Below are 16,759 nucleotides of genomic sequence, written 5' to 3'. Positions count from 1 at the left end.
GGAACGACAGGCCCGACCGGCCGGATCCGCATCCGCCGCGACGCCCTTCGACCGCTCGCATCGGACTCGGCGCGCTACCCGAAGACGTCTTCCGGGCCGCAGTTCAGCACGACCTCGCAGTCGCAGCAGCCGCCGAACTCCGCCAGGCCGGCCCGCAAGCGCCTCCCACCCGGCCCCGTGGTCACGCGCCCACCGAACGGGCCGCGCGCTGCGTGTTCTTGTTACGCGTCACGAAGCTGCTTGCGCCGCGCTTTCCCGGGCGAGCTGTCCACGACCCCGATCGTCGCACCACATCGCCGGCACCGACGAGCGATCTGGCGGCCTGACGGTGGGCTGCGCCGGCGTGGCTGCTTCGGGGCAGCGGGGTGGGGCTGGTGGTGCGGGAGGGACTATTCTCCGCGCCATGATCACGGACGATGTCGACGAGGAACTGCGGCGGCTGGCCAAGGATCGGAAGTTTCCGCATCGCGAGGCGGCGAGGCGGGGGCTGCGGTTCCGCAGCAGCGGCGATGTCGCCGATCTCGTGGCCATCGTCGACGATCCGCATCCGTGCGGGATGACCGAGGTGGTGTTCGCGCTGGCCGGGTCGACGCGGCCCTGGCTCAACTGGGTGCCGATGCCGGGAGAGTCGATCTGCCTCGCGGCCAACCAGATCGCGGCCCAGCGTGCGCAAGGCGAGACCGTCGACGTCCGGCGGATCGTGCAGTCCGCGGCCGAGCCGCCGTCCGCCCTGATCGCCGCGCGCAAGGTGGTCGGCGACGTCGCCGTCGAGACCCGCGCGTTCCCTGAGCCGGACATCCGCATCCCGTTGCGGCGGCCCGGGAAGTATGCGATCTGGCGGTACGACGGGGTCAGGCCCGTTCCCGCCGTCGGCACGCCGTCCGCGGCCGCGGTAGCCGCGCTCCACGCCGTCGGGGAAGAGACCTGGCCGTCGATGTTGTCCGGGTACCTCCAGGCGGCGCCGCTCGGGGAGTTGGGGCTCGACGATCTGCTCGGGCTGCTGGCGCATCTGCCCAGCCCGCCCGATACGGCGCGGTGGAAGAACCTGGCGCGGACGACGCCGACGTACTGGTACCGGCTGCTGGGGCCCTGGGTCTGTCTTGGGATTCTGCACCATGCCGCACGCCGCGAGGTGCTGCTCGACCTGGCGTTCGGGGTCGAGGACTGGGTCTGCGACGCGGCGTTGTTCGCGCTGGTGACGCTCGCCTATCGGGAGCCGCAGCATCGGCGGGAGGTGCGGGATCTGGTGCGGGCGCGGCTCGATGCGGCCGTCTCCGCCGGGCGGGTCGTGACGATCGAGGAGTCGCTCGCCCACCTGATGCTCGTCACCCCCGGATGTACCGCGTCCGATCACGCCAAGGCGCGTGGAGTGCTTGCGCGGCACGGGATCCGGGCGCCCCGGCGGCGGCGGTGGATGATCATCTAGTACAGGTCGGTGGCCGTCATCAGCGCGCGCAGGCTCAGCTGCGAGCGGATGTCCGCGCGGTCGCCCAGGTCGTCGACCACGCACGCCAGGCCCAGCCAGGTGGCGCCGATCTCCGTGACCATGTCGTGTATGGCCAGGGCCTGGGCGCCGCTCTCGATCCAGTCGTCGACGCACAGGACGCGGTCGTCCGGGCGGACCAGGGCGCGGCGGAAGGACAGGACCGCGCCGCCCTCGTGGTAGATCTCGGGCAGGGTCCGGTGCGTGTAGAAGCTCCAGTGCAGGGCCACGCGGTCGTTCTTGCGGACCTCGACCAACCCTACGCCCAGATGCGCGGCCACCAGGGCGCCCAGCAGGGTGCCGCGGGAGGCCGGGCCCAGGACCACGGTGGGCTCGCCGGGAACGAGCGCGGCCACGGCCGGGGGGAGTTCGCGCAGTACCGCCGGATCGCGCCACCACTCGGTGATGTCCGCGAACGCCACGTCGGGGCCGCCGCGCCAATGGAAGCCGACGCGCAGGCGGGCGGTGAGGTCAGGCACTGGGGTCAGGCACCGAGCGCCGGAGCCGGCTGCCAGCGCCAGCGCGGGTCGCAGTCGGGGTCGTTCGCGGCCAGGACGGCGCGCAGGACGCCGTCGGGGTCGCAGCTGTACAGGCCGGAGCTCCACACGTTGTTGACCTCGAGGACGGCGAACTCGCCGGTCTCGGTGCGGCCCACGTCGATGACGGCGGTCGGGGGGACGTCCTGCTCCGGCAGGTCGGCCAGCATCAGCGCGACGAACGCGGCGGCCTCGTCGTGCCAGGAGGCGCGGTGCATGCGCAGGGACGGGCTCCACTCCTCGCCCTCGACGAGGTACGGGGACCAGGCGACGGGCTGGCGGCCGATGGTGAAGACCCGGTACTCCGAGGCCAGGTCCAGCCAGTGGTCCATGATGATGAGCGTCGAGTCGGCCGGCAGGCGGGCCGTGCGCAGGCGGTTGCGCAGGTCGTCGGCGTTGCGGACCCAGGCCGCGGAGAACGCCGGGTGCTTCTCGTCGGCGAGCTTGGCCACGGCCGGGCGGGGGCCGACGAAGTCCGGGGCCTCGCCGACGCTCACGAGCCGGATGTCGCGGCCCGTCACGTCCTTGGGCAATGCGGCGAACCAGGTCGGGGACGCCCCCGACAGGCACACGTCGGCGCCGCCGGCGATCAGGGTCGTGAGGTAGCCGCCGGCCGCGCGCCAGGCCACCCCGTCGGCCGAGTGCAGGCCGTCGACCTCGGCCGGGTCGCCCGGGAGCTGGGCCACCGGCAGGCCCATGCGCTCGGCGGCATGCGTCAGCGCCGCGCTCGCCTCGGGCGAGCGCACCCGCATTGCCAGGGTCCGGAACTGACGCACCCATACATCCTGCCAGCGAGCGTCGTCAGTGTCGTTGCCGGAGCCCGCAGACGGCACAACGCCCTGCGGCGGGATCACGGACGGGCACTCAGGGTGACTCTTTCGGGGACATCAAGGCCGACCTTTAGCACGTTAGGTTACAAATCGGGCACGGTATCACCATGGCTACCGAGCTTCGGGCGCGACCCGTGGTCCCGCCGCTGGTGCGCCGCCGTCGCGCCGTCCGCCGCCGCCGGCTGGTGATCGCCGTCACCCTGCTCGTCGTGCTGCCGGGGTTCGCGGCGGTGCGGGCGTACGCGCACGCCGTCAACCGCGGCGTCCACGTGCTCGGCGTCGACATCGGCGGGCGGTCCCGCGAGGACGCCGCGGCGGCCCTCCAGGCGGCGGTCGCGGGCCGGCTGCACCAGCCGGTCGCGGTCAAGGTCGGCACCGAGGCGGCCGTGCTGGACCCGGCGGCCGTGGGGCTGACCCTCGACGTCGCCGCGACCGTCGAGCGCGCCGGTGAGGTCAGGCCGGTCCCGTTCGGCCACGCCGATGTCCAGCCGGTCGTGCACGTCGACGCGGACCGCCTCTTCGCCGCGCTCATGGACCACCTCGGCGCGCAGGGCGACGCCCCGGTGCTGCCGGCCGTGCGGTTCGACGGGCTGCGGCCGCTTCCGGTGTACCCCGAGCGGGGCCGCGGTCTCGATCGGGCCCAGGCCGCGCGGCTGACCGAGGCGGGCTGGCTGCGCCGGCCGGTGCTCGAGTTCCCGGTCGTGGACCTGGTGCCGCACGACACCCGGGCTGACGTGGACCGGCTCGTCGCCGGGCTCGCGACGCCCGCGGTGGCCGCGCCGCTCGTGCTGGCCACGCCCAGAGGCGATGTGACGGTACCGTCGTCCGGCATCGCGGCCGCGCTGCGCCTGGAGTCCGGCCCGGACGGGCGGATCGTGCCCGCGCTCGACGCGCTCGCGCTGCGCAAGTCGGCCGCGGCCGCCTTCGCCCGCGTCGAGATCCCGGCGGCCGACGCCCGCTTCGAGATCGTCGACGGCCGCCCGGTGGTGCGGGCCGAGGCCGAGGGCAGCCAGGTCGACCTGGCCGCGCCGCGCCTGCTGGAGGCGTTGCGCTCGACGGCGACCCCGCGCCGGGTGCAGGTGCCGATGGTGCCCGCTGCCGCCGGTACCACCGCGGCGTCCTTGGCGAAACTGGGCGTGAGCACCCCGATCGGCACGTTCACCACGCACTTCGAGCCGGGGCAGCCGCGGGTGGTGAACATCCGCACCATGGCCGAGGCGCTGCGGGGCATGCTCATCAAGCCCGGCGAGACGTTCTCGCTCAACCAGCGGGTCGGGGAGCGTTCGCATGCGAAGGGCTACGTCGATGCCCCGGGCATCGAGGACGGGAAGATCAAGAACAGCTCCGGCGGCGGCGTGTCGCAGGTCGCGACGACGCTGTTCAACGCCGCCTACCTGGCCGGGCTGGAGGACGTCGAGCACCACCCGCACAGCTACTACTTCGACCGGTACCCGGCCGTGATCGAGGCGACCGTCGTGTTCCCCTCGCTGGACCTGCGGGTGCGCAACGACGGGCCGAGCGGCGTGCTGATCGACACCGCGACGGGCGACGACTCGGTCACGGTCACGCTCTACGGGACGAAGCGCTACGACATCAGTACCGTCTACGCGCCCAAGACCAAGCTGGTGCAGCCGAAGACCGTGTACCTGCAGGAGTCCGACTGCAACCCGACGTCGGGCGCGGAGGGGTTCACGCAGGAGGCGTACCGGGTGTTCAGCCGGGACGGGCAGGAGGTGCGGCGCGAGCGCTTCACCTGGCGCTACGACGCCGAGCCGCGCTTCGTGTGCGGCCCGGCGCCGGCCTGATCTTTTGAGAGCAAGCGCTGCCCGATTCTGGGAAGCGCTACCAGCCGCTGCCGATCTGGACCGGGTCCTGGCCGCTCACCCCGCGGGTCGAGTCGCCCGGGAACACCCACAGGTCGTTGTTGGTCTTGCGGGCCACGAGGTCGGCGTTGCCGTCCTTGTCCCAGTCGGTGGCGCCGGCGAAGTCGTAGCCGTTCCAGCCGGTGCCGATGAGCGCGGGCGGCTCGGTGGAGACCCCGCGGGTGGACTGGCCCGGGAACAGGCTCAGGTCACCGGTCGTACCGCGGACGAGGATGTCCTGGTTGCCGTCCTTGTCCCAGTCGGTGATCCCGGCGAAGTCGTAGCCGAACCAGCCGGTGCCGATCTTCACCGGGGCGGCGGTGCTGTAGGTGCGCTTCGCCTCGCCCGGGAAGAGCCACATGTCGCCGTTGAGGGCGCGGGCGAGGATGTCGGCGTTGCCGTCCTTGTCCCAGTCGGCGATACCCGCGAAGGTGTACCCGTTCCAGCCCAGCCCGATCTGCGCCGGCTGCTGGGTCGACACGCCCCGCCTGGCCTCGCCCGGGAACAGCAGCAGGTCGCCGGCGACGTTGCGGGCGACCAGGTCCTGGTTGCCGTCGTTGTCCCAGTCGGCCAGGCCGGTGAACGTGTACCCGTTCCACCCGCTGCCGATCTGCACCGGCGCCACGTCGGCGACGGCGCGCACCGACTGGCCCGGGAAGAGCCAGAGGTCGCCGGCCGGGTCGCGGGCCACGATGTCCTGGTTGCCGTCGTTGTCCCAGTCCGCGACGCCCGCGAACGAGTAGGTGCCCGACGCCGACGCGGGTGCGCCGCCGGCCATCGCCGCCGTCAGTCCGAGTGCGACCGCCGCAACGGCGAGTCTCCTGATCCGCATGTCGTTTCCTGCTCCCCCGTGAGGTGCGGGCCACCCCGTTGCGACCCGCGGCGGGCGGCCCGTCGTGGCACCGCCCACCCAACAGGATGTGTGCATTTCGCGACGCTGGGTAACATTTTCGCGAATTGCGGCTACCAGCCGTTGCCGACCTTCACCGGGTCGATGGTCGAGTAGCCGCGCTTGGACTGGCCGGGGTACAGCCACAGGTCCCGCGTGCTGTCGTTGCGGGTCAGGATGTCCTGGTGGCCGTCCTTGTCCCAGTCGGCCAGCCCGGCGAACGTGTAGCCGGTCCACCCGTTGCCGATCTGCACGCGCCCGGCCGTCGAGTAGCCGCGCTTCGACTGGCCCGGGTAGAGCCACAGGACGCCGGTCGCGTCCTCGCGGGTCACCAGGTCGGCGTGGCCGTCCTTGTCCCAGTCCGCGATCCCGGCCACGGTGTGCCCCATCCAGCCGTTGCCGATCTGGACCCGGTCGATCGAGGAGTAGGCGCGCTTGGACTGGCCGGGGTAGAGGTACAGGTCGCCGGTGGACTCGCTGCGCGCGACGATGTCCTGGTGGCCGTCCTTGTCCCAGTCGCCGAGGCCGACGATCGTGAAGCCGTGCCAGCCGTTGCCGATCTTCACGCGCGGGATCGACGAGTAGCCGCGCCGGGACTGGCCGGGATAGAGGTACAGGTCGCCGGTGCCGTTCTCGACCGCGAGGATGTCCTGGTGGCCGTCGTTGTCCCAGTCGGTCACGCCGCCGAAGGTGAACCCGTTCCAGCCGTTGCCGATCTTCACGCGTGGGATCGAGCTGTACCCGCGGACCGAGCGGCCCGGGTACAGGTACAGGTCGCCGGTGCCGTTCTCGCGCACCACGATGTCCTGGTGCCCGTCGCGGTCCCAGTCCTTGACGCCGGCGACGCTGAACGCGCCGTCGGAGGCGGCCGCGGCCGGTGCCGCGAGGCCGAACGATGTGGCCAGCCCGATGCCCGCGGTGGCGGCGGCGATGCCCAGCTGTCGGATCTTCATGTCCCTGCTCCCCGTGTCGATGGATCGTCGGTCACGACCTCACATCACCGAGAGTAGGCGCGCAATAACTTAAAGCAACGGAACGGTCGCCTTCCTGTCTCGCGTGTCAAACCCGCACGCGCGCGCTCGCCGGGTCGTACAAGGGGCGCAGCGAGGCCCGGGCCGGGTAGCCGGCCCCGGCCACCTCGACGGTCAGCGGGGCCGCGTCGAGCCAGGCCTGGTCGAGCGGCTCGGCCCCGGCGTCGAGCATGGCCAGCCCGACCGCGCCGCCGAGGGTGTGCCCGTAGGAGGCGGCCCGCACGTACCCGATGTCGCGCCCGTCGCGCCGGACCACCTCGGCGTGGTGCAGCAGCGCCTTGGGGTCGGTGACGAGCACCTGCACGAGCCGCCGGGTCAGCGGGCCGCGGGCCTTGAGCGCCACGACGGCGTCGCGGCCGATGAAGTCGCCCTTGTCCAAATCCACGGCGAACCCGAGGCCGGCCGCGAGGACGTCGTCAGTGTTGTCGATGTCGTGGCCGTAGTCGCGGTACCCCTTCTCGATCCGCAGGCTGGCCAGGGCCTTGAGCCCGGCGTGGCGCAGTCCGTGCCCGGCCCCGGCGGCGACCAGGCGGTCGTGGACGTGCACCGCCTGCTCCGCAGGCACGTAGAGCTCGTAGCCCAGCTCCCCGACGTAGGTGATGCGCAGGCACAGCACCCGGGCGAACCCGATCTCCAGCTCGGCCGCCCCGCGGAACGGCAGCGTGACCTCGGCGCCGGCCGCCGCCTGCAGGATCTCCCGGGAGCGCGGGCCCTGGACGTTGAGCTGGGCCCAGCCGGAGGTGACGTCGGTGGCGAAGGCGAGCCGGCCGTCGAGGTGGCGGCGCAGCCGGGCGAACGCGTGGCGGTGCGCGGTGTCCGAGGCGACCACCCAGAACCGTTCGTCGTCGAGCTGGGTGACGGTCAGGTCGGCCTCGATGGTGCCGCCCTCGTTGAGCCACTGGGTGTAGGTGACGGTGCCCGGGTTGGCGACCCGGTTGGCCGAGAGCTCCTCCAGGGCGGCGGCCGCGTCGCGCCCCTGGACCAGGAACTTGGCCATGAAGGACATGTCCATGAGGATCGCGTCCTCGCGGGCCGCGCGGTGCTCGGCGGCCCACTGCGGGAACCACGCCGGGCGGTCCCACGAGGGCTCGAACGGGCCCTCGAAGCCGTAGACGTCCGGCATCTCCCAGCCGGAGACGTCCCGGCGGAACGGCTTGTGCACGGCCACCGCGTCGTGCAGGGGCGAGCGGCGGGCGTCACGCCCCGTCGTCAGCGCCTTGTTGGGGAAATGGCAGGCATAGACCTGACCCAGGGCTTCGACGGTACGGACGGCGCGGTATTCCCGGTTGCGCTGGTAGGGCTGGAGGCGGTCGATGTGCATGCCGGTCACGTCGATGTCCGGGCGGCCGTCGGCGATCCAGGTCGCCATGGCCCGCCCGATGCCGCCGCCGGTGAGGATGCCGATCGAGTTGAGCCCGGCCGCGACGAAGTAGTTGCGCAGCTCCGGGGACTCGCCGAAGACCGGCGCGAGGTCGGGCGTGAAGCTCTCCGGGCCGCAGAAGAACGTCCGCACGCCGGCGGTCGCGGTGACCGGGATCCGGGCCATCGCCCGCTCCAGGTAGGGCGCCATCCGGTCCCAGTCGGGCGGGAGCGTGCCGAACGAGAAGCCGTCGGGCACCCGGTCGACGCTCCAGGGTGCGGCCGCGCCCTCGAACAGCCCGACCATGAGGCCGCCGGTCTCCTCCCGGAAGTACCCGAAGGATCCCGGGTCCTCCAGGACGGGCAGGTCGGCGCGGACGCCGTCGATGGGCTCGGTGATGAGGTAGTAGTGCTCGGCCGCCTGCAGCGGCACGCTCACCCCGGCCTCCTGCGCGACCTGGCGGGCCCACATGCCGGCGCAGTTGACGACGACCTCCGCCTCGATGTCGCCGAACGGGGTCCGCACCCCGGTGACCGTGTCCCGGCGGCGCAGGGTGCCGGTGACCGGGACCCCCTCGAGGATCCTCACCCCGCGCTGGCGGGCGCCCTTGGCGAGGGACATGGTGACGTCGACCGGGTTGGCCCGGCCGTCTTCGGCGACGTAGAACCCCGCGAGGACGTCGTCGGTGCGCGCGAGCGGGAACAGGTCCTTGACCTCGGCCGGGGAGATCTCGTGCACGTCGACGCCCAGGTGCCGGTTGAAGGCGGCGACGCGACGGTACTCCTCCAGCCGCCCCGCGTCCGCCGCCAGTTCGATGAACCCGCACTGCCGCAGGCCCGTCGACAGGCCGGTCTCGTCCTCCAAGCTCGCGTACAGGTCGCGGGTGTACTGTCGCATCCGGGTCGAGGTCTCCGACAGCGAGCCGAACGTCACGATCAGGCCGGCCGCGTGCCAGGTGGTGCCGGCGGTGAGCCGGTCGCGCTCCAGCAGCAGGACGTCGGTGATACCGGCCTTCGCCAGGTGGTACGCCACCGATGTCCCGATGACCCCACCACCCACGACCACCACACGAGCGCGCTCCGGAACGTTCATGCGAGCACTCTAGTGGCCCCCACCGCCGCGTTCCTCCATTCGGCCAGCCCACCGTCCTGACCTGGGGCTTTTCGAACGGCCCGACGACATGTGGGCCGAGAATGCCAAAAGTCCCCGCACGGGCGACCCGGCGAGGTAGCCTCGTTGGCGCTGCCGCTGTTGATATGTCCACAGTGGACCAAATCGGGACCGGATCCGCGTGAACCGGCGTGAGCTGGGCCACTTCTGGATTCATTCATGTCGGTCGGGAACACATCCGAGGCCGGCGGCGTTCGTTACACAACCAAGTCACCATGAGAGGGTGAACGCCATGGCCATCAGCACCGACTACGACGCCCCACGCAACCCGGTCGGAGCGGACCTCGCCGAGGACAGCCTGGAGGAGCTCACCGCCCGCCGGAGCAACGGCCAGTCGGCCGTCGTCGACGTGGACGAGAACGAGGCCGGTTTCGAGCTGCCCGGCGCGGAACTGACCGACGAGGAGCTGACCGTTCCCGTCGTACCGATGCGGGGCGACGAGTTCCGCTGCTCCAGTTGTTTCCTGGTCCACCACCGCAGTCAGCTGTCGCGGGAGAAGAACGGCGCGCCGATCTGCACCGAATGTGACTGAGTCTCAGCCGCGGATCTTGACCCTGGTCAGATCCTCGGCGACGACAACCTCGCCGTCGAAGACCGCTTCCGCCTCCCGCCGGAAGCGTGACGGGTCGTCGTAGCGCTGCGAGAAGTGGGTGAGCACGAGCGTGTGCACCCCGCCCTCCGCGGCCACCCGCGCCGCCTGCCCGGCGGTCAGGTGCCCGTGCGCGACGGCCAGGTCTTCGTCCTCGGCGAGGTACGTCGACTCGATCACGAGCACGTCGGCGCCCTCGGCGAGCGTCCGCACGCCCGCACACAGCCGCGTGTCCATCACGAACGCGAAGCGCTGCCCCCGCCTGGGCTCGCTCACGTCCTCCAGCCGCACCCCTCGAAGCTCCCCGGCCCGCTGCAGCGCGGCGATGTCCGGTCCGGCGATGCCGTGCTCCCGCAGCCGCTCCGGGAGCATCCGCCGCCCGTCGGGTTCGATGATCCGGTAGCCGTACGCCTCGATCCCGTGATCCAGCCGGTAAGCCTCGAGGCGCACCTTCCCGGTGTCCGCGAGCAGCCCCTCGCTCGCGACCGGGCACTTGGTGATCGTCGCGGTGTCGTAGTACGGGGCGGCGTATCGGAGGCGGTCGAAGTACACCTCGCCGGACGCCGGGAAGTAGGCCTGCACGTCGTGGGGTGAGCCGTCCAGCGAGATGTGCTGGATGACCCCGGGCAGGCCGAGGCAGTGGTCGCCGTGGAAGTGCGTGAGGCAGATCCGGGTGATGTCACTGGCCGCGACGCCGGCGTGGGCCATCTGGCGCTGGGTGCCGTCGCCCGGGTCGAACAGGATGCCCTCGCCGTCCCAGCTCAGGAAGTACCCGTTGTGGTTGCGCAGCCGCGTGGGAACCTGACTGGCGGTACCGAGCACGACGAGCTCACGGTGCGACATCCCGCCGACTGTACCGGCGGCGGCAGCGGACGGTCTTTCGGGCACCGTTGCCTACCGTGCGATGTCCTGAAGAGCGGTGGGGGAGCAAGCTCCACCCACACCCCCTCAACACCAGCGCGCGACCGACGGGCGGCGGCACGTCATACGAAACGGGCCTTGGCCACGGCTGGGGCGAGGCGGGATGTCATCGCCTCCTCGTCGGAGCGGAACGGCGCCACGTATTCCAGGGCGTAGGCGACGTCGTGCACGGGCGGCTGCGGCCAGGCGTAGTCCCAGTCGAGGATGCCGACGGGCCGGCCGCCGCGCCAGACCAGGTTCCACGGGCCGAAGTCGCCGTGGCAGACGATCTCGCCGGCCCGGACCGTCCCGTCGTGGGCCGCCCAGGGCCACTCGCCGGCGAACCCGGCCACGGCCTCGTGGTAGTCGCGCAGCAGGCGGGCCATCGCGGCGAGGCCGTCGTCGGTGGCCGCGTGCCGCCAGCCGGCGCCGCCGGACTCGCCCGGCAGGTAGTCGAGGATCTCCCGGCCGAGCTCGTCGACGCCGAGGAACCGCGGCGCGGCGGTGAACCCGGCCGCCTCCAGGTGGGCCAGCAGCGCGTGGACGGAGGGGCTCCAGGGGTGCACCGGCCGCCGGACCGTGGCGCCGATGCGCACCACGGTCCGGTGGGGGTCGTGCTGGAGGATCTCGTCCATCGGCTCCGTCAGCAGGCGTTGAGCATGGACTGCAGGGCGGTCTTCTCGGCCGACTGCAGCTTGAGCTTGTACGTCGACTTCACCGAGATCCACATCCGCGCGTAGGTGCAGCGGTAGGAGGAGAGCGGCGGCTGCCAGGTGGAGGGGTCCTGGTCGCCCTTGGACTGGTTGACGTTGTCGGTGACCGCGATGAGCTGGGGGTGGCTCAGGTCGTTGGCGAAGGACTGGCGCTGGGCCGTCGTCCACGAGGAAGCGCCGGAGCGCCAGGCCTCGGCCAGGGGGACGACGTGGTCGATGTCGACGTCGCCGGCGGCGGTCCAGGTGGCGCCGTCGTAGGGGCTGTACCAGCGGCCCGAGGTGGCGGCGCAGGCGCTGCTCGTGACGACCGAGGTGCCGTCGCGCTTGAGGACGGTCTCGCGGGTGTCGCAGGAGCCGGAGATGGTGATCCAGTGCGGGAACTTGTCGCGGCTGTAGCCGCTCATCGAGCCCTCGGTGGCCACGGTCAGGCCGTTGAGCTGGGACTGGGCGGTGGCCTTGGACGGGATGCCGGGAGGGGTGGCCCCGGCCGGGCCGGCGAGCGCCACGACGGACCCCGCAGTGACGGCGGCGACCACGGCGGCCGCGCGAACAACCCTGAGCATGCGTGCTCCCTTCGGTGTCAGGGAGCACGCTGCCCGCGATATTGATTTAAGTCAATTGCTAGCTGAGGACGCGGAGCTGAACAGTCGTGGCCATGTTCGCGAGCTGGGTCAGGATCTCCTGGGGGTACTGCGCCGCGATGTCGGTGAGCAGGTAGCCGTACTCGCCGCGGGTGGCCAGGATCTGGCCCTCCACGTTCACCTTGTGGCCGGCGAAGATGCTGTTCACGTCGGCCAGCACGCCCGGGACGTTGTGGTGCAGCAGGGCGATGCGGTGCGTCTCCGGGGCCTGCTGCAGGTTCAGCGACGGCAGGTTGACGCTCAGCGTGGTGGAGCCCTCGGCCACGTACTTGTGCAGCTTCTCGGCCACGAAGGAGCCGATGTCGGACTGCGCCTCCTCGGTCGAGCCGCCGATGTGCGGGGTGAGGATCACGTTGGGCAGCCCGCGCAGGGCGGAGACGAACTCGTCGCCCTTGGCCTTGGGCTCCTTCGGGAACACGTCGACGGCGGCGCCCGCGAGGTGGCCGTTGTCGAGGTGCCGGCGCAGGGCGTCGTGGTCGATGACGAAGCCGCGGCTGAGGTTCAGGAAGATGCTGCGGGGCCGCATCTTGGCGAACTGCTCCTCGCCGAAGAAGCCGCTGTTGCCCGGGCGGCCGTCGACGTGCAGGGTGACGATGTCGGACACCTCCAGCAGCTCGTCGAGGGAGTTGCAGCGCACCGCGTTGCCGAGGGCGAGCCGTTCCGAGGTGTCGTAGAAGTACACCCGGAGACCGAGGTTCTCGCAGAGCACCGACAGCTGCGTGCCGATGTTGCCGTAGCCGACGATGCCGATGGAGCGGCCGCGGACCTCGTGGGAGCCCGCCGCCTCCTTGTTCCACACGCCGTTGTGCATGTCGGCGTTCTTCTCGGTGAGCCGGCGGGTCAGCGCGATGATCTCGGCGATGGCCAGCTCCACCACGCTGCGGGTGTTGGAGAAGGGCGCGTTGAACACGGCGATGCCGGTCTCGGCGGCGGTGCGCAGGTCGATCTGGTCGGTGCCGATGCAGAAGGCGCCGATCGCCCGCAGGCTCGGGGCGGAGGCCAGGACGTTGGCGGTGACCTGGGTCTTGGAGCGGATGCCCAGCAGGTGGACACCGTCGAGCCGGGCGATCAGCTCGTCCTCGTCGAGCGCGTGCCCGGCGGTGTCGACCTCGTAACCCTCGGCGCGCATCCGCTCGACCGCGACCGGGTGGATGTTTTCGAGGAACAGGACCCGCACCGGGTCGGCCTGGGATGTCAGTGGCAGCACACTCCCTACCCTAGGTGACCTCAGGTGCCACTGGTACGTGAGCCGGGACTCGTCCCGTCCTGTGCGACGGCGTGCCGGGTGCGCAGCTTGTCCCGGATCTCCTCCGGGGTGTACGCCCGGCGCTGCCGCTCGGCCCGCGCGACCAGCACTCCCGTCGCCGCCACGCCGACCACACCGGCGAGCCCGACGACCTTCCACCACTTCATTCGCATGAGGCCCTAGGGTAGTCCGGGTGATGGTGGATCTCGATGAGGCCGTGCGGATGACCCGGACGGGTGACCTGTGGGTGTTCCGCGGCCGCAGCACCGCCGATCGCGCCATCCAGACGCTCACCAACAGCCCGGTCAACCACGTCGGCATGGCGATCGTGCTCGACGACATGCCGCCGCTCATGTGGCACGCCGAGCTCGGGCGCTCGCTGCCCGACATGTGGACCGGCACCAGGCAGCGCGGGGTCCAGCTGCACGACCTGCGCGACGCGGTCCTCGTCTGGGGCCGCCGGTACGGCCAGCGCGCCTGGCTCCGGCAACTGTTCCCCGAGGCCGGGGCGGCGATGGAGGACGCCGCGCTGCGGACCGTCGCCCGCCTGGACGGCACCCCGTTCCCGTCCACCGCCCGGCTCGCCGGGCGCTGGTTCAAGGGCCGCCTGCCGAACCTGCGCCGGCCGGCCGGCGGCAGCCTGGAGACCGCGTACTGCGCCGAGGTCGTCGCGGTCACCTACGAGGACATGGGGCTGCTGGCCCGCCGACGCCGCGCGAACTGGTACGACCCGGGCAAGTTCTGGAGCGGCGACGACCTGGAGCTGCTGCACGGGGCCCGGCTGGGCGAGGAGATCGCGGTGCGCCTGCCCGACGTGTCGCCCTTACGACGCTGAGTCAGATCTGACCGTTCGGTCGGGCGCAGTCCGCGAACGGGCCGGGGTAATTTGCACGCGTGACCGAGCAGTCCCTCGACCACGACACCCAGCCCCTGCCGACGCCGGAACGCATCGCGGCGGCCCTGGCAGTGCGGCAGGTCGGAGCCGACACACCCAGCGACGCCACCCTGCCGCTGCCGCCGCCCCCGCCCAAGCAGCACCCGATCCACCGGATCCCGACCGCCTGGGTCGCCGTCCTGGCCGCCGGCGTCCTCGTCGCCGGCGTGGTCCTCGCCGTGCTCGTCACCCGCATCGGCCACGAGCCGGCCCAGGCCGCCGACGCGCCGCAGACGTTCAGCTCGCCGCACGCGCTCGTGGACTACCTGGAGCGGCGCGGCCTGCCCTGCTCCGGCTACGAGGCCGTGTCGGCCCCGGGCAAGGCCACCGAGCGGGGCCGCTGCACGGCCGGCGGGCAGGTCGTCGGGGTCGGTGTCTACCCGGCGCACAGCGACGTCGAAGCGCAGTGGTCCGCCGAGGCCGGCAACCCCGGCCCGCTGTTCATGGCCCTCGGCGAGAACTGGACCGTCGACGGCCCGGCCGACTGGACCAAGCGGGTGGCCGATGCGCTGAGCGCGCAGTACCGCGCGCAACCGTAGGATTCCCGAGTGCTTGATCGATTCCTGCGGGCCTGGCTGGGCAGCTGGCCTTCGACCGCCCCGACCGCCCCGACCGCCCCGACCGCCCCGACCGGCCTGACCGTCGTCGGCAGCCCGCGGCGGGAGCAGCCCCGCTGGGACGGCGGCGAGCAGCGCGCCCTCGGCGTGACCGACGCGGCCGGCAACGGCGTGCTGTCCGTGCCGCCCGGCAGCGTCGACGCGGTCGCCGGGCTCGTGGCGGCCACCGCGCCGGGCGAGCTGGACACGGTGCTCGGCGCGCGGCTGCCGGCCCTGGTCGGGCGGCCCGAGCAGGTCTTCTTCACCGGCGTGTTCCGGTGGAGCGAGGCGCCGCTGGCGATGGCCGACGCGGGGGAGTGGGAGCCGTCCGACGGGCCCGGCATCCCCGAGTGGCTGCGGCCGTTCCCGGGCGAGGTGCTCATCGCGCGGGAGCCGGGCACCGGGGCGTACCTGGCCGGCGTCGGGCTGAAGCCGCACGATCCGACCGGCGTGGAGATCTCGGTCGGCACCGAGGAGCGCGCCCGCGGCCGGGGACTCGCGCGGCGCCTCGTGACGAAGGCGGCGCGGCGGATCGTGGCGGCTCAGGCGGTACCGATATATCTGCACGACCCGGCGAACACCGCGAGCGCCCATGTGGCGGTCGCGTCGGGCTTCCCGGACCTCGGCTGGAAGATCCACGCGCTGGCCGGGAACGCATAACGGGGCGGCGCGAAAATCCGCAGATCGGCGCCGGACGGGTCGATGAGTGCGGTATGTTCCCCCGTTCCGGTGCCGTGCACGTGGGCCGACAGCCGATCTTCTCCCGGCACGGCGACGTGCACGGGTACGAGCTGCTCTTCCGCGGCGACGCGGGGGCGATCGAGGCCGACGAGCGCGGCGCCTACGCCACGAGCCGGGTCCTCATCACCGCGTTCACCGAGATCGGCATCGAGCCGCTGTGCGGGCGCGGGCTGTGCTTCGTGAACCTGACCCGGGAGTTCCTCGTCGGCGACCTGCCGCTGCCGTTCGACGCCGAGCAGGTGGTCCTGGAGATCCTGGAGACCGTCGAGATCGACGACGAGGTGGTGGACGCGGTCGCGAACCTGGTCCGGCTCGGGTACCGCATCGCGCTGGACGACTACGTCTTCGGCCTCGGCCACGAGCCGCTGCTGGAGCTCGCCGCGTACGTGAAGATCGACGTGCTGGAGACGCCGGCCGAGGACCTCGCGGCGACCGTGGAGCGCTGCCGCAAGTACGCCGGCGTGAAGCTCGTCGCCGAACGGCTGGAGACCCCGGAGCAGCTCGACCTGGCCCGGGCGCTCGGGTTCGACTACTTCCAGGGCTACGTCCTGGGCCGCCCGCAGGTCGTCAGCGCCGCTGCCCTCTCGCCGTCCCGGCTGGCCCGGGTCGAGCTGTTGAGCCTGCTCGTCGGCCCGAGCATCCCGCTCGCCCGGGTCGTCGGCCTGGTGACCAGCGACCCGGCCCTGTCCCTGCGGCTCATGGCGGCCGCGAACGCCGACGCGCTCGGTCTGCCGGTCAAGGTGTCCTCGGTGCACGAGGCGGTGCTGCTGCTCGGCGTCGACCGGCTGCGCGACTGGGCCACCCTCATGCTCGTCAGCGACTTCGACGGCGCTGACGGCACTGACGGCACCGACGACCCCGGCACGCACCAGCTGTCGGCCGCGGTGACCCGGGCCCGGATGTGCCAGAACATCGCCGGGCGGATGGACCTGCCGCCCGAGGCCGCGTTCACCGTCGGGCTGATCTCCGCCGTCGCCGAGCTGCTCGGCCAGCCCGCCGCCGACCTGGCCGTGCGCCTGTCGCTCAGCCACGACGTGACCGAGGCGCTGATCGCGGGCACTGGGCCGCTGGGCGAGCTGCTGTCGCTGGTCGCCGCGTACGAGGCGTCCGACCTGCCGATGCTGCTGGCGGCGCCGCTGCCGGTGGAGGACACGGCGCGGGCCTATCTGGACGCGGTGGCGTACACCGGGCAGATCATCGCCCCCCGCGCCCGTCCCACCGCTTGAATCCCGGTCGCA

Annotated in this window: 18 protein-coding genes; 7 read left to right on the top strand and 11 right to left on the bottom strand. The window is 72.2% G+C overall.

The window, feature by feature from the left end:
• Positions 1-74: 74 nt before the first annotated feature.
• Positions 75-185: a DUF2695 domain-containing protein gene (locus tag ACQP00_RS36120; protein WP_433204543.1), complete on the bottom strand. Its 111-nt coding sequence runs from the start codon at positions 183-185 to the stop codon at positions 75-77.
• Between the two features lie 218 nt (positions 186-403).
• Between ACQP00_RS36120 and ACQP00_RS36115 the strand changes: the two genes are divergently transcribed.
• Positions 404-1,426, top strand: coding sequence for a hypothetical protein (locus tag ACQP00_RS36115; RefSeq protein ID WP_433204540.1), 1,023 nt, complete (start codon positions 404-406; stop codon positions 1,424-1,426).
• Here the strand turns inward: ACQP00_RS36115 and ACQP00_RS36110 are convergent.
• Together ACQP00_RS36110 and ACQP00_RS36105 are read right to left on the bottom strand one after the other, a co-directional pair.
• Positions 1,423-1,962: a phosphoribosyltransferase family protein gene (locus tag ACQP00_RS36110; RefSeq protein ID WP_433204537.1), complete on the bottom strand. Its 540-nt coding sequence runs from the start codon at positions 1,960-1,962 to the stop codon at positions 1,423-1,425. The genes ACQP00_RS36115 and ACQP00_RS36110 overlap by 4 nt on opposite strands.
• Positions 1,963-1,967: 5 nt before the next feature.
• Positions 1,968-2,795, bottom strand: coding sequence for an ATP-grasp domain-containing protein (locus ACQP00_RS36105; protein WP_433044995.1), 828 nt, complete (start codon positions 2,793-2,795; stop codon positions 1,968-1,970).
• 161 nt (positions 2,796-2,956) lie between these two features.
• Here ACQP00_RS36105 and ACQP00_RS36100 point away from each other — a divergent pair, with 161 nt between their 5' ends.
• Positions 2,957-4,654, top strand: a complete 1,698-nt coding sequence (locus ACQP00_RS36100; RefSeq protein WP_433204534.1) for a VanW family protein — start codon at positions 2,957-2,959, stop codon at positions 4,652-4,654.
• 37 nt (positions 4,655-4,691) lie between these two features.
• On the opposite strand, the gene ACQP00_RS36095 is transcribed toward ACQP00_RS36100, so the two are convergent.
• The 3 genes from ACQP00_RS36095 to ACQP00_RS36085 form a co-directional block, all read right to left on the bottom strand.
• The gene (locus tag ACQP00_RS36095; RefSeq protein WP_433204531.1) at positions 4,692-5,543 is read right to left on the bottom strand and encodes an FG-GAP repeat domain-containing protein; all 852 of its coding nucleotides are present in this window, start codon (positions 5,541-5,543) and stop codon (positions 4,692-4,694) included.
• Positions 5,544-5,674: 131 nt separating this feature from the next.
• Positions 5,675-6,553: an FG-GAP repeat domain-containing protein gene (locus ACQP00_RS36090; protein WP_433204528.1), complete on the bottom strand. Its 879-nt coding sequence runs from the start codon at positions 6,551-6,553 to the stop codon at positions 5,675-5,677.
• A 106-nt stretch (positions 6,554-6,659) separates the two neighbouring features.
• The gene (locus ACQP00_RS36085) at positions 6,660-9,083 is read right to left on the bottom strand and encodes a GcvT family protein (RefSeq protein WP_433204525.1); all 2,424 of its coding nucleotides are present in this window, start codon (positions 9,081-9,083) and stop codon (positions 6,660-6,662) included.
• 316 nt (positions 9,084-9,399) lie between these two features.
• Between ACQP00_RS36085 and ACQP00_RS36080 the strand changes: the two genes are divergently transcribed.
• Entirely contained in the window at positions 9,400-9,693 is a 294-nt protein-coding gene (locus ACQP00_RS36080; RefSeq protein WP_433066767.1) for a DUF4193 domain-containing protein, read from the top strand.
• Positions 9,694-9,696: 3 nt separating this feature from the next.
• Here ACQP00_RS36080 and ACQP00_RS36075 read toward each other — a convergent pair whose 3' ends face one another.
• The 5 genes from ACQP00_RS36075 to ACQP00_RS36055 all read right to left on the bottom strand — a co-directional run bounded on the left by ACQP00_RS36075 (position 9,697) and on the right by ACQP00_RS36055 (position 13,423).
• The gene (locus ACQP00_RS36075) at positions 9,697-10,593 is read right to left on the bottom strand and encodes a ribonuclease Z (protein ID WP_433204522.1); all 897 of its coding nucleotides are present in this window, start codon (positions 10,591-10,593) and stop codon (positions 9,697-9,699) included.
• A 140-nt stretch (positions 10,594-10,733) separates the two neighbouring features.
• Entirely contained in the window at positions 10,734-11,285 is a 552-nt protein-coding gene (locus ACQP00_RS36070) for an aminoglycoside phosphotransferase family protein (protein WP_433204520.1), read from the bottom strand.
• An 8-nt stretch (positions 11,286-11,293) separates the two neighbouring features.
• Positions 11,294-11,926, bottom strand: a complete 633-nt coding sequence (locus ACQP00_RS36065; protein ID WP_433204517.1) for an HNH endonuclease family protein — start codon at positions 11,924-11,926, stop codon at positions 11,294-11,296.
• Positions 11,927-11,984: 58 nt separating this feature from the next.
• Complete coding sequence (gene serA / locus ACQP00_RS36060) at positions 11,985-13,211, bottom strand: phosphoglycerate dehydrogenase (protein WP_433204514.1); 1,227 nt, start codon at positions 13,209-13,211, stop codon at positions 11,985-11,987.
• A 20-nt stretch (positions 13,212-13,231) separates the two neighbouring features.
• The gene (locus ACQP00_RS36055) at positions 13,232-13,423 is read right to left on the bottom strand and encodes a hypothetical protein (protein ID WP_433204511.1); all 192 of its coding nucleotides are present in this window, start codon (positions 13,421-13,423) and stop codon (positions 13,232-13,234) included.
• 23 nt (positions 13,424-13,446) lie between these two features.
• On the opposite strand from ACQP00_RS36055, the gene ACQP00_RS36050 reads away from it, so the two are divergent.
• The 4 genes from ACQP00_RS36050 to ACQP00_RS36035 all read left to right on the top strand — a co-directional run bounded on the left by ACQP00_RS36050 (position 13,447) and on the right by ACQP00_RS36035 (position 16,747).
• Positions 13,447-14,085 carry a hypothetical protein gene (locus tag ACQP00_RS36050; RefSeq protein ID WP_433224108.1) on the top strand — a complete coding sequence of 213 codons (639 nt, stop codon included), beginning with the start codon at positions 13,447-13,449 and terminating at the stop codon, positions 14,083-14,085.
• Positions 14,086-14,144: 59 nt separating this feature from the next.
• Positions 14,145-14,723: a hypothetical protein gene (locus tag ACQP00_RS36045; RefSeq protein ID WP_433204508.1), complete on the top strand. Its 579-nt coding sequence runs from the start codon at positions 14,145-14,147 to the stop codon at positions 14,721-14,723.
• 9 nt (positions 14,724-14,732) lie between these two features.
• Complete coding sequence (locus ACQP00_RS36040; RefSeq protein ID WP_433204505.1) at positions 14,733-15,440, top strand: GNAT family N-acetyltransferase; 708 nt, start codon at positions 14,733-14,735, stop codon at positions 15,438-15,440.
• 80 nt (positions 15,441-15,520) lie between these two features.
• Positions 15,521-16,747, top strand: coding sequence for an EAL and HDOD domain-containing protein (locus ACQP00_RS36035; RefSeq protein WP_433204502.1), 1,227 nt, complete (start codon positions 15,521-15,523; stop codon positions 16,745-16,747).
• Positions 16,748-16,759 lie beyond the last annotated feature (12 nt).

Origin of the sequence: Dactylosporangium sp. CS-047395, assembly GCF_050942185.1 — a bacterium.
Lineage (GTDB): Bacteria > Actinomycetota > Actinomycetes > Mycobacteriales > Micromonosporaceae > Dactylosporangium.
Note: the sequence above shows the minus strand (reverse complement) of the source record. Positions and strands in the feature narration are given on the sequence as shown.

Coding starts and splice junctions, on each gene's coding strand:
- ACQP00_RS36100 (WP_433204534.1), top strand. CDS start 2,957: ATGGCTACCGAGCTTCGGGCGCGACCCGTGGTCCCGCCGCTGGTGCGC.
- ACQP00_RS36115 (WP_433204540.1), top strand. CDS start 404: ATGATCACGGACGATGTCGACGAGGAACTGCGGCGGCTGGCCAAGGAT.
- ACQP00_RS36095 (WP_433204531.1), bottom strand. CDS start 5,543: ATGCGGATCAGGAGACTCGCCGTTGCGGCGGTCGCACTCGGACTGACG.
- ACQP00_RS36050 (WP_433224108.1), top strand. CDS start 13,447: ATGGTGGATCTCGATGAGGCCGTGCGGATGACCCGGACGGGTGACCTG.
- ACQP00_RS36065 (WP_433204517.1), bottom strand. CDS start 11,926: ATGCTCAGGGTTGTTCGCGCGGCCGCCGTGGTCGCCGCCGTCACTGCG.
- ACQP00_RS36075 (WP_433204522.1), bottom strand. CDS start 10,593: ATGTCGCACCGTGAGCTCGTCGTGCTCGGTACCGCCAGTCAGGTTCCC.
- ACQP00_RS36085 (WP_433204525.1), bottom strand. CDS start 9,083: ATGAACGTTCCGGAGCGCGCTCGTGTGGTGGTCGTGGGTGGTGGGGTC.
- ACQP00_RS36070 (WP_433204520.1), bottom strand. CDS start 11,285: ATGGACGAGATCCTCCAGCACGACCCCCACCGGACCGTGGTGCGCATC.
- ACQP00_RS36090 (WP_433204528.1), bottom strand. CDS start 6,553: ATGAAGATCCGACAGCTGGGCATCGCCGCCGCCACCGCGGGCATCGGG.
- ACQP00_RS36055 (WP_433204511.1), bottom strand. CDS start 13,423: ATGCGAATGAAGTGGTGGAAGGTCGTCGGGCTCGCCGGTGTGGTCGGC.